The 22,596-nt window shown below is 44.8% G+C and carries 9 protein-coding genes and 1 pseudogene; 2 read left to right on the top strand and 8 right to left on the bottom strand.

Features of this window, described 5'->3' with window-relative positions; genetic code table 11:
• The 6 genes and pseudogenes from I6E83_RS08545 to I6E83_RS14925 form a co-directional block, all read right to left on the bottom strand.
• Entirely contained in the window at positions 1–2,229 is a 2,229-nt protein-coding gene (locus tag I6E83_RS08545; protein ID WP_197101156.1) for a hypothetical protein, read from the bottom strand.
• Entirely contained in the window at positions 2,226–9,905 is a 7,680-nt protein-coding gene (locus I6E83_RS08540) for a HEAT repeat domain-containing protein (RefSeq protein ID WP_197101155.1), read from the bottom strand. Before I6E83_RS08540 ends, I6E83_RS08545 begins: the two co-directional genes overlap by 4 nt.
• A 70-nt stretch (positions 9,906–9,975) precedes the next feature.
• Positions 9,976–13,392: a BRCT domain-containing protein gene (locus I6E83_RS08535; RefSeq protein WP_197101154.1), complete on the bottom strand. Its 3,417-nt coding sequence runs from the start codon at positions 13,390–13,392 to the stop codon at positions 9,976–9,978.
• A 631-nt stretch (positions 13,393–14,023) separates the two neighbouring features.
• Positions 14,024–14,767 carry a peptidase gene (locus I6E83_RS08530; RefSeq protein ID WP_110923480.1) on the bottom strand — a complete coding sequence of 248 codons (744 nt, stop codon included), beginning with the start codon at positions 14,765–14,767 and terminating at the stop codon, positions 14,024–14,026.
• A 36-nt stretch (positions 14,768–14,803) separates the two neighbouring features.
• Positions 14,804–15,589, bottom strand: coding sequence for a transglutaminase family protein (locus I6E83_RS08525; protein WP_110923479.1), 786 nt, complete (start codon positions 15,587–15,589; stop codon positions 14,804–14,806).
• Between the two features lie 957 nt (positions 15,590–16,546).
• Positions 16,547–18,151 (bottom strand): annotated as a pseudogene (locus I6E83_RS14925) (circularly permuted type 2 ATP-grasp protein); the annotation flags it as partial.
• Positions 18,152–18,381: 230 nt separating this feature from the next.
• Between I6E83_RS14925 and I6E83_RS08515 the strand changes: the two are divergent.
• Complete coding sequence (locus I6E83_RS08515) at positions 18,382–18,987, top strand: GDSL-type esterase/lipase family protein (protein ID WP_197101151.1); 606 nt, start codon at positions 18,382–18,384, stop codon at positions 18,985–18,987.
• A 158-nt stretch (positions 18,988–19,145) separates the two neighbouring features.
• Here I6E83_RS08515 and I6E83_RS08510 read toward each other — a convergent pair whose 3' ends face one another.
• Together I6E83_RS08510 and I6E83_RS08505 are read right to left on the bottom strand one after the other, a co-directional pair.
• Positions 19,146–20,240 (bottom strand): DUF2855 family protein, encoded by a 1,095-nt coding sequence (locus I6E83_RS08510; protein ID WP_197101149.1) that lies wholly within the window; start codon positions 20,238–20,240, stop codon positions 19,146–19,148.
• Positions 20,241–20,291: 51 nt separating this feature from the next.
• The gene (locus I6E83_RS08505) at positions 20,292–21,731 is read right to left on the bottom strand and encodes an NAD(P)-binding protein (protein WP_197101147.1); all 1,440 of its coding nucleotides are present in this window, start codon (positions 21,729–21,731) and stop codon (positions 20,292–20,294) included.
• A 117-nt stretch (positions 21,732–21,848) separates the two neighbouring features.
• On the opposite strand from I6E83_RS08505, the gene I6E83_RS08500 reads away from it, so the two are divergent.
• A complete protein-coding gene (locus I6E83_RS08500; protein WP_197101145.1) occupies positions 21,849–22,436 on the top strand; it encodes a TetR/AcrR family transcriptional regulator in 588 nt (195 codons plus the stop codon).
• Positions 22,437–22,596: the final 160 nt, after the last annotated feature.

Genomic DNA, 22,596 nt, shown 5'->3' with positions numbered 1-22,596 from the left:
TTACACCCCTTGGTTTTCGATAAAGCCTTTGGCTTCAAATCTGGCAATATGTTGTAAATAAGCCGCTTTGGCTTGAGCAGGTTGGTTAAAAACGAAGTGCTGATGCGTACTGTCATCACCCGTGGTCTGCTCAATCGTTATTTTTTTATGTGCAATGGTCAGATAGATATAAGTAATGCAGGTCTCATCTGTTGCGGCAATCGCTTTGTCTTTGATATTGTCTGTCTTATTATCTAATGATGGTTCTGAGGGCTGCGCCAATGCAGATAAGTCCATCACCAAATCTGAAGGTGCTATGATTGCCTCGTTTTTATACTGAGTGGCAGCTTTAGTGGAATGGCGAATAGAGTGACGAACAGGCACACGCTGACTCAATATACGGGTGTCATGCCAGCTGTCATTTTTGGCAGTGGTACTGTCGTAATTGTTATAACTCAGACGTAATGCGATAAGATGCGCACACACACCTTGTGTGAGTCGATGCTGTAAATACTGAGGACAGCTACATTCTGCTCGGCTGACCAGTGCTTCATCGCCCAGTTGTAGTTGACTATGGTAAGTACGTCGATCCTCTTCAACATAGATGTCAGCACTGATGCTCACGCCTTTGGTAGCGACAGTCTCAACAGAGAATTTCTGCACGGCATCCGCACGGCCAATAAAATCAAAGGCTTGTTTTTCTGCCTCATTGTGGTAAGCAAACTGCGCCATATCAAGCGGTGTCTGCGTCAATGGACGATAGTAGTAGCTCTTTTGCGCAATATCATAACGAATAAAGCCTTGCTGCGTTCCCGCTAGCAGCCACTGTCGCACTTGTGCTTGCGTAACAGGCGCTGATTTTGATTCTGACTCTTGCGTTGATAGCTGCTGGGTTAATGCGTCTACCGTACTTGGGCAGCGAGTAAGGATATCAACTACCTTTACTAGACCACTATCAGTACTTTCTGCTACTTGTTCACGTGCTTGCTTACTGTCCGCGCTGAGTGTGTTTTGCTGTGGGCGCTTGGGTAGTAACAAGTCAAAGTTTAATGACTGTGACCAATTGGCTTGGCTAAAGCCTGTCATGGCAAAGGTGAAATGAAAGCCTTTGCCTGTTAGTGTCCAATAGCTTGGCATGCCTTGACCCAGTAACGACACCGAAACGCTATCAGTATGCGGCAAAAGACGTTTTAATAGGCTGAGACGACGGCGACCCCATAAGCGAATGAGCTTTGCTTGTTGACCTTGATAAGGCTTTTGCTGTTGGCTGACTTGGCTTGTGACAGTGATGTCAAAAGGCTCTAATATAATCACTGGCAGCTGCTGCGGTCTAAGCTCAATTAGCAGTCCGCGGCGCTTGCCTTTGATATCAGCATGCATACGCAGCTCAAACAGTACGTTATACAATGCGATTGGATCAAGATGGATGGTGTCTTGTGGTAATTGACCTGCAGACTGTACTTGCAGCAGTGCTCTGATCCAGCTTTTGGGCACATTGATGCGCTTTTCTATGATCTGTTTTTTTACGGTGGGCGTGGTTACTGTACTATCAGTATCTGCTTCAGCGGTCTCTGGCATGGTTTCGAGTAACTGTAAGCCGACCGCTTCATGACCAATGTCTAATATCGTTTGTTGATGATTGCGAATTTTCTCAATACCGTTAAATAAGGCCGTACTGTAATCAATGCTTGTTGTGCCAAGGGTGGGTTTGGTACTTTGATCAAAAATCTCATTGGTCAATGTCAGTTGAGCATAGCAGCCTTCATCACGGCTAAACACCTCAAAGCTAACACCTTGCTCATGCACCTGAATAATCGGATCCAAAATACAAAAGGCAAGTGGGTCATTGTCGAACAACCACGTGAAATAATCACGCTGCGCAGTAAATAGGTTTTTATTGCTGCTAGCACGGCGCATCTGCATAAATACCGTATACGCTGAGCGGTCTTTTGGTACATAGCGATAATCACTACTCACCACATCAAACAGCGCTAGCAAACTGTCACGAAAGACAAGGGGAGACTTGACCTTACCGTGGAAGTTAACCTCTGATCGATTCAGCTGAGCAAATAGTGCCACATGCTGAGTGTGTTCGCTTGTTTGCGCCTCCGACAATGAATCTGACGATTCGCTAACTTGACTGATTTGGCTGGGTGCGGCGTAGTCCAACTGCATCATCAGGCCATCAGTGTTTGCTACTACTTCTGACTCTGTTTCTGATGCTTGGTCTAATTGATTGTCTATAGTCATTGACTGTCTCCTTCACCCTGATTGCTTTTTTGACTGCTGTCCTGACTACTTTGTGCTGCGATGGATGACGACGGACGTTTTTGCTGTGCTCGTATCATGGCACGTTGCCAGCGGCGTAGTACTTTATAAGCAAGCTTCTGAATGTCTGAGTTTTCATGTGCCATGAGCGTCGTCAGCCATTGTTCAATATTTGGATCATGTAGCTGCCCAAGCGCTTCGATAGCACGGATGCGAACCGTCATCTCCATGTTGTCATTACTCGCACAATGATAGAGTGCATCAGCGTCTTTGGCTCTGATCCACTGTAGCAGCTGTTGATGGATTGGTATCTCGGTAGACGAGCCCTTATGTTTCAGCGCATTCTTTACTACAGTTATTATAGATTTTTGGGTAGATGTACCGCTTTGTTCAATACGAGTTAGTAGCGTTGATAGTAAGGCTTGGTTGTCATAAGTGAGCAGCGATCGAACCGTAGTTGATACGCTGCTCAATGTTGGCACTATATTTGATAACACCTTATCGTCAGCGACTGGTCTGGCCAGTAGTCCTAACAGCGCTTGCTGCCACCAACCGCTAACAGTCGTAGAGAGCAGTGGAATGGAGGTGATGGTCAATGGTTGACGAGAATCATTGAGCCAATCAAGCATTGCCACGATCTGCTTAGTAGCCGCTTTGTCGATAGCACCTTTAGCAGTTGTAATGGCTATATGACGCATGATTAGCCAAACCAGTTGTCTGATGGTGCCACCCACTTGCTCAACCATATCTATCCACTGACTATTATTGATGGTCGTTGGACTGCGGTTGATGGTGTCGATAAGCGTGTGCCATTGCTCGCTTGCAGTGTCAAAACGCTGCTGCAACGTCGCAACCATTTCTTTGTCTAAATAGTTAGTTGGATATTGGGTCAGATAGCACAGTCCAATATGCTGTGTCAGTGTGTTACTACTGGTAATCAACGCGGTAAGCTGCGATGTTGGCATGTCTTGCTTGGCCATAATGGCATTTTGCAGTGCCACCAAGGTGTCGGTTGGTAAGTGCGCGCCATGCTGGGTGATAAATGCTGCCAGCTCATCGATGCTGCTATTATCAATGATACGCTTTAGACTCAAATGCTCAGTCTCTTTTATAAAGTCATTATTATGGCTTTGAATGGCTGCCCAATCATAAGGGTAAACCTGCGATGCGAGACTGCCCCAAGTTTTCTGTGCCGCAGTGTAAGCCGCCATAAGCACAGCACAGTCTAAATTATTTTTCTTTAAAATATCTAATATTAATGCTTTATTGGCATCGTTATTATTCATCTGTAGTAGCCATACCGCATGCCTTTGTGGACGGAAAAATATGGCTTTATCAAGATGAATGCGTATATAGTGGCGTATTTCTTCCCAAGCAGGCGTTGTGTTGAGCCAGCGCAGTCCATTTAGCCAATGGACAATGCCGGGATTGGTGAAATGGATTGCGGGGTCTGACAAGTGCAATTTTAATAGCTCAAAAATATGCGGACTATGCTCAAAGTCACCACCTTGTGCAAGGCGACCTAAGGCTTCACTGGCCACGTCTTGTAAGTAGTGCTCGTCGTCCTCGGCCAGTTTGATTAACTTATCATAGGCTTTGTATAAGGTATGAACCTGTAAGTTTTTATCAGCGTTGTCCGCAGGCGAGTCAGCATTTTGATTGTTATTGCTGCCTAGTAGCTCGCCAATGGCTAACACACTGCAGCTGCGGAATTCAGCATCAGGGTTATAATCGATCGTGGCCATCAAGATATTGACCCCATCAGCATGACCACATTTAGCCAGTCCTTCAGCCGCGGCAAATTGTACATCGGCGTCTTTATTACGCAGAGCGTTTTGTAATGAGGCAATACTACCATGTCGTCTTTTGGCCCGATATGCCAGTGCCTCGACCAATTTAAAGGTATGGTTAGCTGGCATCTGCTCGTAGGCGAGCGCCAAAGCAGTATCAATGCGCGAGGATAAATCGCTATCGCCCGATTGTACCCATGCCAGTGACGGTAATAGCTGTGCGGCAAGCGCATAATCACTATGATTCATAAGCGTAGTAAACAGTGACAGCAAGACTTGCGAGTCTCTAGGGTGCTGACGTTGTAACCAGCGGGTGTCTTCACGCTCGTCCAAATAATCCTCAATTTTTTGATCGTAACCACTGATTTTTACTAAGGTATCAAATAAGTATTTACGCTCTTCTTTATTTTTTTGCGGCGTGTGCTCAAACAGACTTTCTAAACGCTGTAGTAATGGCGCCACGAGATTCGTGTTACGTAGGTCTGCGATATCCCAATAAATAAACTGCTTAGGTTTGTTGATATGGGTATCGTCCAGTAAGGCTAATAATCGTAAGTGCGCTTCATTGGTGACCTGTTCAGCAGTCGCAGTATCAAAGCTACTCTCTAAACCACTATCAAAGCTGCTATTTAAACGACCCTCTAAAGTGTTTTTATTGATGAATTGGTACGAGGTGAGTGCCTCAGTAAGTAATTTCCAGCTACGATATCTCTCATTACTGGACTGAGCATCTTCAGCAAAATCAAACAAGTCATCAAATAGCGTGCTGTCCGCAAAGAGTACGTCATAAAACTCGACCAGTTGACTCAGTGCTTGATATTTTGCATTCCAATCATCACTCTTGATGGCATGCAGCAAAAACGTCAGTTTGTCTTGACGCTGCACTGACGGCGATTGACTGTCTGCAAAGGGCGTGACGATGACTTGTTTCCATTCAGCAACGATCTGAGGCAGTAACGACTGACAATAAGTCTGTAGCCCAAGCAAGCTGGCTGGCAGATGGCCTAGTCGGCCTTTTAGCAGCTGATAGGTCTCTTCTGCTAAGGTGTGATTATTGGTTTTTAACAAATCAATGAGTTGTTGATCAGCGCTACTACTGACAGTAGCTGTATCCGATGGTTTGCTTTGCTGCTGTACGGCATTGTTATTTGAGGTATCTAACAATAAATCCAAGCCGCGTTTTACCATGTCACGGTAGGGCGTGCTCATGGCATAGTCAGCCAGCTTTTTGGCAGGCATATCCAGCTTATACAAGCATGCCCAAGCCAACTCACGAGTGTCAAAACTACTGTGGTTGAGTAGTGGCAACAACACGCGACTGGTACTATCTCGCCAGTCCTCATCGTTATTAGTGTTGTTATTGGTGTTAAGCTGCGATGATTGAGTAGCAAGCCACATTAGCCCTCGAATGGCTTGGTCTGTGGTGCTGCTATTAGCATAATAATCATCGCCTGCGCGTATGACGCCAATCCAAGCACCAAAGGCAAGAGACTGGTATGGATAATGCACCTCAGAACTGTCTTGTTTATCAGTAGAAGAGCTATCGCCTGCCATATTAACGGTGGCCGTAACTGGGTGAGCACTTAACAATGCCTGCAAACTGCGTTGCCATTTTTGTAATGTCTCAAAAACATCGTCCTCATCGTCATAATAGTCATGAGCCAGTAATTCAGATAAGCGGCAGATAACATCGATAGTTTGGACGCGTACCAATGGCTGCTGATGTCGACTGAGGTTGGCGAGCTGTTGTAAGTTTTCGGTACTGACGGTTGTCAGGATACTTGCTCGGATAGAGGCCGTATTATTCGACTGTCCTTTAACACCACCTTTATCTGCCGTGTTTGGCATGGCATCCATCATCATCGTGATGACTTCAGAGTGAGAAGATAAAACACTGCCTAATTGACGTGACAAGTAATCACTTAGGTACTGCCACGTTGACGATAGTGCTGGCTGATTATTAGTGTGTTGTACGTCATTTGGGTAACGAGCGAGTATGTTGGCGTAGACTACTGCCGTGTCATTATCTGCAAAGCTTAACGCTTCTATCAGCTGGTTAGGTCGACCAGTGCTAGTAGTGTCTGTTTTAGTAGCTTGCAGGCTATCTTGCCAGTCATCTTGTAAGTCATTAAATATCAATAACAGTCTGGCTGCTACTGCATAGGACTCTGACTCAAACAAAGGCTGTAGTTGACGGGCATGAGTGATGGTCAAGCCGTGCTGCGCTTGTAGCCAATGCGTAGGCGTCATCGGTGCAACAAGCGTACTCAGATTGTCTGTTTCGTCTCTTATGTTATGAGTAAGGAAGTATTGCCCGCGAGCATCACCCAAAATAGCCAAACACAAACTGGCTGATTGACTGATAATGGCGCGCTCATCTTTTTGCCATTTCACCAGTAGATCAATGTCTGCAAAAGAAGCTATCTGCGTAATCTTTGGTGCAAGAGGTTTAAAATCAGCATCAGGGTGGTGTAGATATTTAGCATACCAACCTAGTGCATCATGCTTTGATGGATATGCCAGTTTAGACAAGCCAGACAGTGCTTGGCTAACATGACTGTGCCACTGGGTATAGATGTCACTTTTCTTGCCTTGAGAAGGCATAGGCAGTTCTAGATAGTGTTTAAAGACTTGATACGCTTGTTCATCACTCCGCTGTGCCTGTTCTTCGTCAGCATATAAGCGCGATTGACTGGCCAGTAGTTTAGCGACTGTTAGCTGAATATCAGGATAAGGGCTGTTTAAGGCTGCGGTAATCAATGCTTCATGATGATTCGGTTGATCATTGGTGTTATTGTAATCGGCTAAAATAGTAGGCTGTAAGTCTGTCAGCGCCAAAGCGACCGTCAAAGCTTGTTTACGTAGCTCAATACTGTCATCAGCGAACATAGCCACGAGAGCTGGCATCAACTGTGTCAGCTGAGTCGTATTCGCTCTGGCTTGCACTGTCGTAAGGGCCAGTTGCTTGGTATCAGTATAAGGGCTGGCAATCGCGTTTAACATGACGTCAGCAAACCCTAAATGCTTGCTTTGCTTAAGTGCGATGTCAAAGGCTTGCTTACGGATAGCGGCAAACGTATCTGCAAAAAACAGGGTTAAGACGGCTTGATTGGTCTTTTGACTATCAGTTTCTTCAACTTTATTTGTTTTATGCTTCGAATTCATCGCTAGCAACAGTCGTTGCCATTCTTCTATCGCAACTTGATGCACATCTTCAAAGAGGCTTTGCTGCAATAGCTTGATAATATCAACGATAGCACTGTCAGAAACATTTTTAGAAATAGTGTCAGATGAGTGTTTAAATTGGCGGTTTAATAGAACTTTAACCACTTCTAACCGAATACTGGTAAAAGGGTTGTTCAATGCCTGTAGCAGTATGTCTGTCATCTCTGACGACATCTGAGTGCTTTTGTCACTGCTATTACCACTATTTGAGCTATCTGGTGCAACATGCTTTAAAAACAGTGCTAAAGACTGCTCGTGAATATCTTGATGCTTAGAAGCAAAACCCGTCGCTGCCCAAGACAATATATTGTCTGCCAATTTGCCATAGGCTTGCATGGCGACTTGGCGCACGCCAGCGTCCTTATCGTCTAGTAATGTCGGTAGGACTGCTTTGGCGTCTTCTATATTTAAATGACCAAGCGCGGTAGCCACACCAGCACGGATGATGGCGCTGTCATCCGTGCTCATCAGACTAATCAGGGTGCCAAACGCACGTTTGTCTTGTAGGCAAGCCAGCGCATAAGCCGCTCGGAAACTGATATCTTCATGACTATTGCTTAAGCTTTGTAATAAGGGCTCTAACGTATCATTGCCTAGATTTATAGATTCATCAGTAGGTTTCTTGGATTTGGTCGTTTTAGCCTTACTTTTAGACTTAGATGCTTGGGTATTATCTGCTTGCGAGATAAAGTCTTGCGTGGATAAGGTTAAACGGATCTCCTCATTGGATTGTTTAACATTATTATCATTCGCCGCTGTGCTACTAGCATTATCTAGTAGCGTGCCACGTAGTAAGCGAAAGTCATCAAAATCAGACAGGGTACGCAATGTTTGTGTGTCACCTTGCTGTTTCAACGCCTCTATCAACTTAGGCTGAGACAGCAATGAGACGTAAAACGCTGTTTGCCTAATCTCTGTATTACGATGATTCTGTAGCAGCATCAATTGACGCGAGACTTCAAGGTGATTTAGCATGCCGCGCTGATACAGACGAATCAGCCCTGATTGGACAATGTCTGACTGATTGCAGTCTAATGCCATCAAATCTGCTTGAGGACTGTTCTCTGGCAACAGCGTCTCGAGTGAGGCCAATGCTTGCTTGCGAATATTCGCAAAACTGTGTGACAACGCTTCTCTTAAAATAGGCAAGATGCGGCGCTGGCTTGTGGCATCCTTCATCGCGACCTTTAGGTAACCTTGTAACGCAGAAGCCACCACCTCTTCGTAGTAACGGTTTTTAAAGGCTTCTTCTAAATAATGCAGCGGGCGCTTCGAAGTACTTGCGCGGTCGGCCAAGGCATGAAAAGCAGCAAGGCGTACGTTTACACTGTGCGCCGAGCTTAGTTGCTGCTCTAAAACCTGTGCAGTTTTATCAAGATTAGTAGTAGCAATCCACTGTACCAATTGTAATACTTGGTTGGCCGTGAGTGTGTCGCTATCAGCAAGTAATTTTTTAACCAGCTCTAACGTTTGGTTATCTGCTTGTACCTGTAGCAGCGCCAAGCCTTCTTTAAACGACACATCATTATTATTTGACGTGTCTGTCAGTAATTGGCCGATTCTTTGATAGCCGTCTTTGATGATATAAGTGACTGGTAATAGCTTGCTATTTTGTGAGGTGCTATTCTGTGACGTACTTTGAGTATGGTCAATAGGTATGAAACGTAAGCTCTGATCGGCACTGATTACGATGAGCGTTGGTTGTTCAGCATAAGAAGATAAGACGATCTGTCGAGCCTTGGTTAGATCCTCCTTACAGCTATTTGGTTGACCCTTATCAAATGCCCATGACTTAACGCTTTTGTCATCGGCGGCAGTGAATAACCGTGTGTCTGAGATACAAAGCGCTGTGATCATTTCGCTGTGTTGGCTAGACTTGGCTCTATCAACAGGGTGTAGATCGCCTTGGACATGTGTACGGTATAAGCACTTATCTGCGCCTGCTGAGAAGAAGTACTGACCGACTGGCTCAAAACAAAGCGCGTTTACTTTACCTTGGTGGAGCTGTTTGCGACAGCTTAGATTGAGCTGGGCTTCCTCTGAGGTCCATTGATAGCTACTAACAGCTCCTGTTTTATCTGCCACGACTAACCACGAGCCATCATTTGAGGTTGCTAGCGCTGTTAATGCAGACTCCTTACTTGATGCTGCTATAGAAGACGAATAAGACTCAATGATGACAGTACTGCTGGCTTGACTGTCCTGATAAGGCCATACCACGATGTGTTTTGGATATAAGATAGCCAATGCATCTTGTAGTGGTGCCATTGCTACGGCACGGCCTATATCATTGTTATTATTTTCAGGTGCATCGAGCAAGGATTTGGCACTGGTCTTCTTAACTTTCTTTGCTTGCCAATCCGTTTGGTAAAGATGACCATCATCACCAATCATAACAATAGTACTGTCATCTATCTCGGTGATGGCTTGCATCGCACAAGGCAGCGCAGTTGTCGATAAGCTAAATTGCTCACCTTGTTGATCGAGGACGTATAAGACCGTGGCAGCTGCTTGCTGCTGGCGAGTAATAAAAAGACTGCGCCCATCTTGCTTGGTTGTCTTTTGAGTTGCCGCTTGAGTACTGTTGGCCTTACTGACTAAGCCAATAATTTGACCCCAATAGGGGAGTGTTATTGTTTTCATGGTGTTATCTCAGTTGAGGTGACGTCATATTTTTTAAGTATCTTTTATCTATATCTGTTTGCAAAAGCCATCAAGCAGATGCCACTGGCTGCAGATTTTTAGATAGCTCAGGATAGCGATGCAATAACCGTGTGACAGCAACCAAACACGCATGACGCTCCATCTTGCCTGCCGAGTGCGTAAAGGTGAACAGTGTGGGCATAATGAGCGCCGCAAAGGTGCTGTCAGCCAATGCCACATCACGAAAGGTCTCAATCAATGCCAGTTTGGCACGACTCGCAGATATAGGTTTTAGCGTGATGTTGCTATCTGACTCAGCTGTCTCTGATGACTGTGGTGATGCTGAGTTTTTATCTGAGTAGCGTTGTTGTTTATGCTTACTGCTGTCACTAACATTGGGCTCTTGCGAACCGCCTAGACGACCAGGTGGTAACTCGAATAGACCACGACGTAGTAGCATTAGTAGCTGATCGACCTCTGCAGGCAAGCTTGCCAAACGTTTATCTGACTGCTCTGTTATGACTGGTTGTGCGCGGCTGTCTTTGTCTCGTACAGCATCTTTATCTTTACTATCGCTACTGGTTGGCTGCCAGTTTGGGGATACGTGACGCGCCTTGTAGTGTTTCCATAGCATGGTCACGGCGGCATAACGTACTTCACGGTCTGTGCTTTGGGTCAATCGATATAAAGACTGCACATCTTGGAAATTGGCATGACGCTGCAGCAAGGTGATGCCGATTTGGCGAGCGACTCGCGCTTTGCTTTCAATCAAAGCGTTCAGCATGCCAGCGTTCAATTGTGATGACTGGATGTGATAACGTCGATTGGCAACGGATGGCTTATCCAATAGCGCACGCTTTAACAGTTGAGTAATATGTGTATAGGGGGATTCTGCCATCATCAGCCATAGGGCTGGCGTTGGTTGCCACGTCGCCATTTCATACTCACTCAGTAATAAGCCAAATTCTCGCAGCTGGCTATTACGGTGTTGCAATAAAGGAATGACACGTTCCGCATCAAAGAATGAAGAAGGGATAATCGCATCGGGATCGACTGGTCTGTCTGTCAATGCCATGCAAATCTGTTCATGATGATGACTGAGGTAGCTGATCGCAAGCTCACTGATAGGTGCAGTAGCATCATCTGTTGCCATATGCCAAAGTGCATTGGCACCTGCAAAAGTATCGTCTTCAGATACCTCTCTCGATTGACCACTCAGCATCTGTAAAAAAGCGGTTTCGGAAATAATCTTTAGCGGCGCACCATCAGCGATTAAGCTTTCGGCTTTAACTTGCTTGCTACCTTTACGGCCATTACCGTATAACGGTGAACCATCATCACCGATGACTAAGTAATCTAACTTGCCGTTGACAGCACCACTGATGGCACCATTAGCCGCTTTCACAACTTTTTCGGCCTCGCCACGAGTCATGCTTTGCATCTTGCCTGTGAATAGATAGCGTTGGCCGGTTAAATCTACTTCAGTAGCAGCATCGCTATTTGAGTCTTTATTGTCAGTGCTATTACTGGAAGCATTGTCAGTAGAGTCGCCTGCATTGCTGTCAAGATAAGCGACAAAGTCGGCAGGCAAGAACCCTTTGTTAATGCGTTCAATCGCAAATTCACGATAGAGTGCCTGATCGCTATGCGCAAGATTCATAAGCCAGTCGAAACCTAAATCTATCGGCGCAAACCGACGCACATCAGATAGCCAGTCCCGCACGTTTTCTGCTAAGTACTCATCAAAGGCCAAGTGCTTTTGCCAGTTTTTAATAGAAGTGTCAGCAGATTTTAATTGTTCAATATATTCACTCACTTGCCAATCAGGCTCATAGGCAAGTGCATGCCAATAGCTCATATCAAGCGTTGCTGCTGACAGTACATCTTCATCAAACCAATCGGTAATAGTGGATTGCGATAGTGGATTTAATAACAGCATTTGCCACACGGCAGCGTTTACTTGGCTCAAATCCAAACGTCTGAGCTGATCCAACGCAAAGTCCATGCAGTCGCTGTCATTACAGTAACTGCCATTATGAGCAGAGAAGTCGTGTTGCTCTGGTATGTCTAGCTGCTGGGCAACGCGAATAAAGTATTCAGTCCCTAGCTCTTTGGCGCTATAAAGCTCAGGCAGTTTTTTTATCGCAAACTTTACGCTGTGTGTTCTACCGCTAGTCAGTCGTTCGAAAAACCACTCAGGGTTCAAGTCACGTCGCGTAAAGTGTTTGCTAAGTTGTTTGCTCGCGGTTTGATAGTGATGCTCTGTGTCTAACAGCTGACCCCAACCGTTGACACCGATATCAGCAACAGGATTACGACTTAAGATATTGTTGATGGCAAATTCTCTAACAGGCTCATAATCTGACATGGCCAGTAGCATCAGCTCAGTAAGCGATAAGTCTTGGGCATAGCTTTTGGCATAGCCAATCGCATATTGATAGGCGGCAGGATAGTGTGAATGAAGTAGTTGCAGTACGACTTGATGCAAGCCTAATGTTTGAAATTTAGACTTTTCAAAATGCGGTGAATTTTCTAATAGCCAAACAATCATCTCATCACGCGCTTTGCTGTGCGCTTGTCCGGCAGATAAATATTGTAGCGTCGCACCACTCACATCACGTAATTGGGTCTTAAAATCATACTTTAGGCTATCGGTTGCGAACTGTCTGACAGCCTCATTTTTGGCGATGGCTAGCAACTCAATAAGTGGTTCAGGGTCTCGTTGCCATGCCTCAGCAAACGCGCGACCTTTTGCATCAAAGAGCTTGCGAGGTGAGCGACTGATGAATCGATTGACGCCATAATCAAGGCTGTTGTGGAAGCAGATGTGATTGAGCACCCAGCTGTTTGTTTGTTCAGGGCTGCCAGCTGTCATGGTTTCGTCATAGCTGGCGAGTACAGAGACAGCAGCATCAATATAGCCAATTGGCATTTGCTGACCCAACTGCCGCAGATAACGCCATGCTCTGAGGCTCATATAGGTTTTGGTGGCGAGGCTGACCGTAGAATCAGCGGTTTGATTGAAGCGTTGTAAATCAATCTTGGCGGCAATTTGTCCAAATATCTCATAATCTTGAGAAAATTCTGCTTGCTTGTAAATGCGCTTTAAACCTTTCCACACACCATAGCTGACTGGTAAAGCTGTAATGGCTTGTTTTAATATGGTTCTAGAATACGCGCTGCCATCTTCCCACAGTGCGGTCAATATTAAATGGATTTTGTAACGATCAGGAAGAGGGTAAATGCCTTCGTCTGCCTCAAGCTTGGCAATCATTGCCACACGCTCTGCAAACTGTACTTCGGGGTTTTGCTCCCGAAACTGATGACTTAGAATTTTGTCCAAAAATCGCTCAAATGTCAGTTCGTGCTCGGGGATGGGCGACTCAGGAACATCATCAACTTGTGTTGCTAATAAACATAACTTATCAACCAAGCTAGGGTCTTGAGCGTGCCAAGCTTGCTGGATTTGTGCGAAGGACAGACTCATAGAAATTTGCCTTAATTTTTATTTTGTCAGCTTACAATGAATGTTTCGGTAAAGTTTTGATTACTATGTAACCGCGTTTTACAAAAAACATCAAGGACTTTTGTCACAAAATAAATAGGTGGCGACAACAGATGTCGCAAGCAAAAAGAGGGGTCAATTATGTATTGACAGTACTAACTGTTATGAGGCACACTTAACGGGTTGTGATATTTAGCGTTTCACCGTTTACGGTGAGGGGCGACGTTGCGTCGTCCACGAGTCAAGCCATTACATTTTACCCAAGGAAGACTGTTTCAGTCCTGCTAATACCTAGATAAAGGCCCTAGTGTCATTAGCTCGCTGGCTCAATCACGCAATCGTGATTGAGCTAATGCACTAGGGCCTTTATCTAGGTGCAGTCCAGTGAGTCTTCCATGTACCAGGTCATGAGGTAGATTACACAACAATTGAGTGCGACATCATTATGATGGCATTCAAGGCCTTTAAAGCAAAACCGGAGTAGGGCTGTTTATTCAGCGTTACTCCGGTTTTTTATTGCCTGATTATTAGTTGATAATAAAAAAGCCCTTTGCATTAGACAAAGGGCTTTTTTAGTGCAAAAGATATATAAATGGCGTGTTCTTATACTGAGCTATTTATTCCAATAATTATCAGGATACTCAGGCAGCTCAACCAATATATTGCGTAGCGCCTTTGACCACTGCCGACGAATGGTATTGAAATACTCATCATTCTCATCAATACGACGACCTTCAGGTGTTTCTAAACTGTCACTTTTATAAATGACAAAATCTATCGGCATGCCTACTGATAGGTTGGAGTGAATGGTGGAATCAAATGACAGCATTAATGCACGCGCAGCATGCTGAATATCGGTGTCGTATGTGACAGACCGATCCAGAATTGGCTTGCCATATTTACTTTCACCCAGTTGAAAAAAAGGCGTGTCTTTGGTGGCCCTAATACAATTGCCCTCGGGATAAATCATATATAACTCGGGCGGCTGACCTTTTATTTGTCCACCCAACATAAATGAGCTGGTAAATTGACTGCCGTTATCATCGTTAGCCACCGTTTTAGCATGGTTCATGACGTTACGCATGCATTCGCCTACCATTTGCGCGGCATCAAACAGCGTGAGTACAGTATTGAGATTGCTTTCATAGCGTTGGTCAATATCATGCTGCAACTTGGTAAATACCGCTTGTGATGTGGCCAGACTACCAGCAGTTTGTAGCACCATCACGCGTTCACCTTCAATACCATACTGATACAGCTTTCTAAACGTTGAGATATGATCGACACCTGCATTGGTGCGAGTATCACTAGCGAAAACCATACCATCTTTTAGGCGAATGGCAGCACAATAAGTCATAAAACATCCTTGATAGTGAACATAAAAGGTATCAGGCTATGATAGTCGCGTGACCAATACTTGACTGTAAAGATTCTCATAGCCGCCGCCCATACGTACACCGCGTACAGGGGCTGTATCTAAGTAGTCTCTACCAATAGCGACGTAGACGTGAGAGCTTGGTTGAAACAGCTGATTTGATATATCAAAGGTATACCAGTAGCCATCTAACCACACTTCTGCCCACGCATGGCTTGCCATGTGGTTTTCGGTATCGTCATACAGATAGCCTGATACATAGCGGGCTGGAATATGCTGATCACGTAAGCAGCCTAAAAATACATGAGTATGATCTTGGCACACGCCAGCGCTCGTCGCAAAAGACTCAGCAGCTGTCGTACCTACATGGGTCACATCCTTTACGAAAGGCATTTTCATGATGAGGGCATTAGCCATCGCCTTTAGGCTGTCATGGGTGGGTTTCTTTAGATAAGGCGCTGCAAACTCACGCATCTCTTGTGAACATTTGGTCAATGGCGTTTGTACGGTAAACAGCAGATAGGGGACATGAGCCATATCCTCTAAACGTTGGGTCTCTGTATCAATCTCCACGATACCTGACGCTTGCATTTGCAAATTATTATGCGCCTCATTACGGCTTAGCGTGAGCCAGTCATTACCAAAGCCATCCTTTTGATTGGTCGCCACTTTAGGGAGCATTACCTCCCATTCATGAATAATTTGATGCGGCATCTGCATTGGGGTCATACGTATATACTGTACACTGCGCTGTGCAAGCTCGCCGTAGTAGTAATTGGTTTGATGGCTGATTTGAAGTTTCATGATAGCTTCCTATGTTTCTGTTTATTCCATATGTATAGTCAATCCCATATAAATCGAATACAGTGTCAGGCTCGCTTAGTTTGCTATTGTTCGTGCCTTTACGTGCCTTCCTTGCTTTCAAACCCTATCGAATTGACTGTATCATTAGCGCTTGTCATCATTTTTCGGCTAGACACCTTGACGCAAAATGATATTAAACTCTTTGCTAATCAGCTCAAAATCACTAAATTTCTTCGATCTAATCATCTGATTGGCCAGACGTGTCAGCTCACGCCAGCGCGTGTTCTCTGGCAGCTCATTGATCCAGTACTTAAATTCAAGACTGACTTCTATTGAGTCCTCTTCCAGTAGCACAGCCCGCTCAAGCTGCTCAAAATGACGCCCTAATTGCCAGAAACAAGTCACTGTCGGGTGCTCTTGTTTCATAGCGGCGTTACATGCATGTAGCTGCAAGGTCGCAGCACGATAAGTACCAGCACTTGAGAGCCGCTTAATCAAGTTATATAACTCAGCAGTATCTTTACCAATGACGCCTTTGGCCTCCTGCACATTGTCATCTATCGATTGAACGATGTTCGGTATGATATTTCGTTCCAAATCAGACAGCATCTGCGCTTTCATGGTCTTAAACGATTCATCCGCATCCGCGTCAAAACCTAAATGGCCGATTAAGTGCTTCAGCTGTGATTTTTTGAGATCGTCTTTGACCAGTTTTTTCATGACATCATCATAGTAATACAGGCGCTCGCTGTATCGGCCTAGCCATATTAGATAACTGGCAGTGGAGAGTAGCAGAATCATGGGTGCGTCATCTAGCATCTCATAGCCCGCTTCTAGAGGCTGTAGACGATCATAATAGTTGGCATGATCTGAGGTATTGGTCTCTGATGATAAAGGCGAGCATTTGCCAGCTTGACCATTGCAGTTTGGTTTTTTGGTCGAAGACTGCAAGTGACTGTCATCAACGACCCACGTGTCCTTGATACCGCCCCCTTGAGATGAATTGACGACTAAGGAGCCCTCAACCATGGCCACACGAGTCAAACCACCTGGCACAATATCTACCGAGCCATCGCCGTGACTGAGGATAAAAGGACGCAAATCAATGTGGCGCGGTGCGATGCCATCGCTGACAGCAGTAGGATTGGTAGATAGTGAGATAGTCGGCTGGGCAATGAACCCAGCTGGGTTTTCAAGTAGGCGCAGGCGATACTCTTCAATCTCCTTTTTGGTAGAGGTTGGACCGATGAGCATGCCGTAACCACCTGAACCTTGGGTTTCTTTTACGACCAGCTTGTCTAAATTATCAAGCACGTATTTGAGCTCATCAGGCTTACGGCATTGATAGGTTTCTATATTGGGTAAAATAGGCTCTTCATTTAAATAGAATTTGATCATATCTGGTACAAAGGGATATAAGCTCTTATCATCAGCCACACCTGTGCCTGGCGCATTCACGATAACGACATTACCAGCACGATAGGCGCTCATCAGCCCTGAGACACCCAATATCGAGTCAGATTGAAAGGCTAGCGGATCGATATAGGGATCGTCAATGCGTCGGTAGATAACATCGACTTGCACCTTGCCACGAATACCTTGCATATAGACCTTACTATCCTCAACCACCAAATCATAACCATGTACTAAGGGTACATTCATCTCGTGTGCTAGAAATGCATGTTCATAGTAGGCGCTATTGAAGCGACCAGGCGTCAAGATGACGATTTGTGGATCGTATTTGGACGTCGAGCTGGCAAGACAGGCTTTGAGACGATTCGGGTAATCGCTGATGCCCATAATAGGGGTGTCAGAAAACATATCAGACAAGAGCGTCTCTGATATTTTACGGCTCTCAAGCATATATGAGACACCAGACGGGGTACGCAAATTATCCTCTAATACACAGAACTTACCAGACTCATCACGGATCAGATCGATACCACTGATGTGTGAGTAGATGGGTTTGTCCAGTTCAATACCCATCATCCAAGGCTCATAGCAGCCGCTAGCATAGACATAACTGGCAGGCACAATGTCGGCCTTCATAATCGCTTGGTCATGATAAATATCGTGCAAAAATGCATTGAGAGCGGTGATGCGCTGCTTACAACCAGCTTCTATCTGTCGCCACTCACTGGCAGCGATAATGCGGGGGATAATGTCAAACGGTATCATTCGCTCGATATTTTTGGCATCGCTATAGACGGTAAAGGTGACGCCTTTACGATAAAAGATATTTTCGGCTTGTTCGTTGAGGTAGTTGAGGGCATCCATGTTGATATTATCAAGCCAATTGCCAACGGCCTTTGCCACTGGGCGATATTGACCCTTACTTATCTGTAGTTCATCGAAACTTTGTGCTTTATTTTGTGCTTTTTTCTCAGATTTTTCTAAAGTGTCTTTTACTGTTTTTGAAGTAGAGTTTTTGGTATTGGTATTGGTATTGGTATTGGTATTGGAGTCGGATGCTTTTATGGATTGACTCTGGGTTTGATTTTCAGAGCTTTCTTTGTTTTGGGTGTTATCGGTAGACTGACTTTGAGATGCTGTTTTATTCATAAAAACCTCACGTATTCTTGGTAAAGTTATACTTTATGATGAATACACTGTCTATGCTAAGCCGCGTAGCAATGGTATTGCGCTGAACAGGTAATCTATCTCCTTTATTAACTATACAACGTATACTGATTGATATACAACAAAAGTTAAATAATAGATTTTAAGCAAGTTTGACATATTTATTCAAACAAATTTAGCTCAATTATTGACAATATAGGAGTGGAACAGATATGAGTCTAGGTGGTAGATTTTTAGCGCTGGCAAGCATAGGACTTGCTGCAGCTATTGGCATGACAGGCTGTGATAGTGAACCAATGCAAACGGCTTTACCTGCAGGCAGTACGGTGATTGCACTTGGTGATTCGCTGACCTATGGCTATGGAGCAAATATTGAAACAGCATACCCTACGGTACTGGCAGAGCTAAGCAAATGGAGGGTTATCAATGCGGGTGTCAATGGTGACACTTCTGCAGATGTACTGACTCGAGTGAATGAGATCACTGAGCAAAGTCCTGATTTGGTATTATTGGGTGTGGGCGGCAATGACGTATTGCAGCGCATTGCACCTGATACTTTGCAATCTAAAAATATTAATGTTGTCCTGATTGCTGAACCGCATCTCAGTACCAGCGCCTTGTTTGGAAAAGCCAGTGATAACCCACTGTATGAAGATATTGCGGAAGCTGAAGACATACCGCTATACTCTGATGGCTGGTCGACTATTCTGTCAGATGACGCATTAAAATCTGATAGAATTCATGCCAATGCTGCAGGTTATAGACAGTTCGCCGAAGGATTACATAGTTATTTAAAAGAGGAAGGTTGGGTACATTAAGCCGCGAATATTAACCTTGAAAACTGTAAGTAGGGCGTATGCATCTAGAATCTAGAATACAATACGGAAAAAGCAGAGTGCCTAGTTAATAGGCGCTCTACTTTTTATTAATGACGAATAAACAATTTTTATAGTCAGGCCTTTATAGTCCAGTCATTTTATTCATTGTCGCCCATGACGACTACTAAACCTTCATCAGCGGCTATTTTACCTTCGCAGATATCTTTATAAACCTCCAGCAAGCCATGAACCCCGTCGAGCTCCTGAATTTTTAGCCATGCATTGGTTTTTGCGGTGCTTTTCATGACGTAGCGTATAGAGCGTTTATTAAATTCTTCAGGGCCCCATTCTTTCATGCATTGCTGTACATGGCTGGGCGCAAAAAACTGCTGGCTACGTTCTTGAATGATACCGTCTACATGACGAGGTTCGTCCCAATGTGTGATACCGACATTACTGGTATAACGCATATTATCGCCTAAGTGTCTATGTAGACGGCTAAGCACATCGGTATTGGCTGACATATCTACGATGACTGTCGGTTTGGTTGCATCAATCTGCTCAAGCGTGTCATAGCTAAGCACACTGTCATAAGCATCGATGGAATTAACAAAATCTATATGACGGTTTGAGGTGAGGCCGATAACGTGCGGTGCGTCCTTATCATCAGTGAGGCCATAGGCTAGGCCAATACTGGTTTTACTAGAGGCACTGATAATCACCACTTGCTCTGCGCCAAACCAGTCATTGCGCTTTAATAAATCATGTAAGCAAAATGAGGTTAAGTGCAATACGAACAGTAGCATGCGCTGATTGTCATTGGCACGGTCATAACCAGGTTCATGATTGACGCGCTGATATATATTGTAGCCAGGCGGCAGCTCGGCACGATGGTCACTACCATCGAGCAAGCTGGTTTGTGTGACTCGCTTGGGGGTAATCACCAATTCGCTGGCAGGCGGAAAGTAACCAAATAGTCGTTCCCCGACGGGCAGCGCTTCACTATTGGACTCCACAACATCGGCAAAGCCCCAGACTGGAATAATGCCCCATTTTTCGGGTTCATCGCCATTTGGCGGGAAAAACTGCCAGTATCGTAATTGGTCACCCATGACCGCGTAAGTAATATTGTTGGCGGTAAAGGCAAAGCGATCAACTTTGACGCGTACTTCGCCATCACCGAGGGTATGTACAGGCGTTTCTTGCAGGCGAGCTTGGGTTAGGTTTGTTTTGTTGGTCTGAAATTCTTGCATAGTCGCTTCCTTGACAGTTGTTCTTGATAGTTATTATTAAATAGTTACTTTTTAGGTATTAGCGGTGGTGGCTTGACGTGCTGCCGTTATTTGCATAACTTCACCCATCAGTTTAGGCATATTAGCAGCAGCTTTTGGTCCTGCTGCTTTTAGACGCTTAAGGATGGCCATTTCTTCAGGTGTTGTGTCTTCGCTGGCTTGTACCAGTTTAGTAAAACCATCTAAGCGATTGCCAATCATCCATTCACGTAGCTCAGGCTCTTTTGACCAGCGCATTTGGTTTTGCATTTGTGCCACCACACCCACCAGCCAGTCTGTATCATGGTTTGGTATAGGTACCACGCGGCATAACTCGTTTTTTATCGTTTCGTCATCATAGTTGGCCTCGACATGAGCGGTAAACGCGGCACTAAATATGGGCTGATAGGTACGCACCGTTTGAATGACCACCGTATTGCCTTTGAACACATCGTACGTCTCGGTCACTGGTACTGCCCGTGCAGAGCAATCGATATGCATGGTATTGGTGGTAGTAGCAACACTGTCATCACCAAAATAGATTCTATCAGTATCTAGACGGGTTACACGGCCTTTACGTACAATGTTTTTAACACGGCGTAACTGTGTCAGCTCATCACTACTAATGGTGGCGCCATGGAACATTTGAGGGCGCACATTTGGATCAAGACGCATTAATACGCCACCTTTTTCTAAACGATCAAACAGGTCTTCGATGTTTTCAGCATCAGCAATCGCTTCTGCCTGAGTGGCTTGTGCACCCATGGTATGAACGAAAAAATCACGAGAAGGCTGGGTATTTTTACGATCGATAAACCAAGCATCTCTGGGCATAATCCAAGTTATATCGTCTGGATCAATATGGTTCTCTAGTAGCCATAATATCGCATCGATACTTGTTTTACCGCCACCAATGATGACGTAACCATCACGAGGTTTGGTTAGACTTGGTAGGTTATTTAATGGTTCAAACTTAACGCCTTCAGCAATCTCAAAATTTGGAGTATGGGTAGCTGGCACTGAGGTTTTGAAATAAGTACCGTCAATGATTTTTTTATTGACCTTGACCTCATAGCTGGTATCAGACAGTAACGATGAAAACTTACCGTCGCCTTTATACTCACACATCGGGAAGTACTTCACACGGCCGCTTGGTAAAAACGTGTGCTTCATGACTCTATCAAAGTAGGCCATGATTTCTGCCCCTGATGCCAGCTCAGACAAGCCTTTGTTTAAGCCAATCTCGTCTACCATACCGCCGCAAAGCTCACGTGAGCTAACACCATAAAAAGACGATGGCTGATGCAGTGTGACAAACGAATAGGCATCATTCCAATGACCACCTGGCTTATGATGTTTATCGACGATAATAATATTAGCATCTGTTTCTGTAAGTAGTACGTCGGCAAAAGCCATGCCCACCGCGCCACTACCAATGATTAGATAATCTGTTTCTAGCTGTTGAATACTCATAGCGTCCTTACTCTCAAGTTGAATTTATCCATATAAATCTTATATAACTGTTTGTGCATAACAGTGTTATATACTAAAATAACACTGTTATAATTGTCAAGACCTAGTGAGAATCTAATGGATGCCAGAACCAAAATACTAAACGCAGCATCAGAGCTTTTCTTAGAAGGAGGCGGGGATGCCTTAAGCGTGCGTGGTATCTCTAAACGCGCAGGTCTATCCACTATCGGTATATATAGCCACTTTCAAGGCAAGCAGGGCATACTAGACGCGCTGTACATAGAAGGATTTAACTTAGTCCGTGAAGCCATGGATGTGATTCCAGAGGGTAGAGCAAACAAAGAGCAAGTGCTAGAGGCGTGCCTAGGGTATCTCAATGTGGGCGAGCAACACGAAGCACACTATCGGCTGATTTTTGGGGAGTCTGATGCAGGATATCAGCCCTCTGAAGAAGCCATTGCAGCCAGAGACAGTGCATTTTCGAAACTGGTACGGGTGGCGGGTTCGTATCTACCAGATGGTGCTACTATTGAGGAGCGCAGACAAATAGCGCTAGATATTTGGGCCATCGTACATGGGTACGTGAGTATCAGTCATCACATGGTGTTTACTGATGATATAAATTTGGACTGGAAATCAATGGCGCTACGAGTGGTAGAAGTACAATTAGATGCCATTGACATAACTAAAGCTAAGCATCAGTAAAGCATTCCGAAATGAACCGATAAATCAGCAGTATGGAGGGTGAAATTAATATTAAACAGCGATCCGTAAGTATTGATTATAGCTATGCAGATAGCTTTTTGATGGGCCACCATTTTGCTTAAAAAGTTAATTAACAAACATATGTCTTTTATCTTGTAAA

The sequence above is a fragment of the Psychrobacter sp. SZ93C1 genome, assembly GCF_015864635.1.
Lineage (GTDB): Bacteria > Pseudomonadota > Gammaproteobacteria > Pseudomonadales > Moraxellaceae > Psychrobacter > Psychrobacter fozii.
This window is presented reverse-complemented; position numbering and strand designations above follow the sequence as displayed.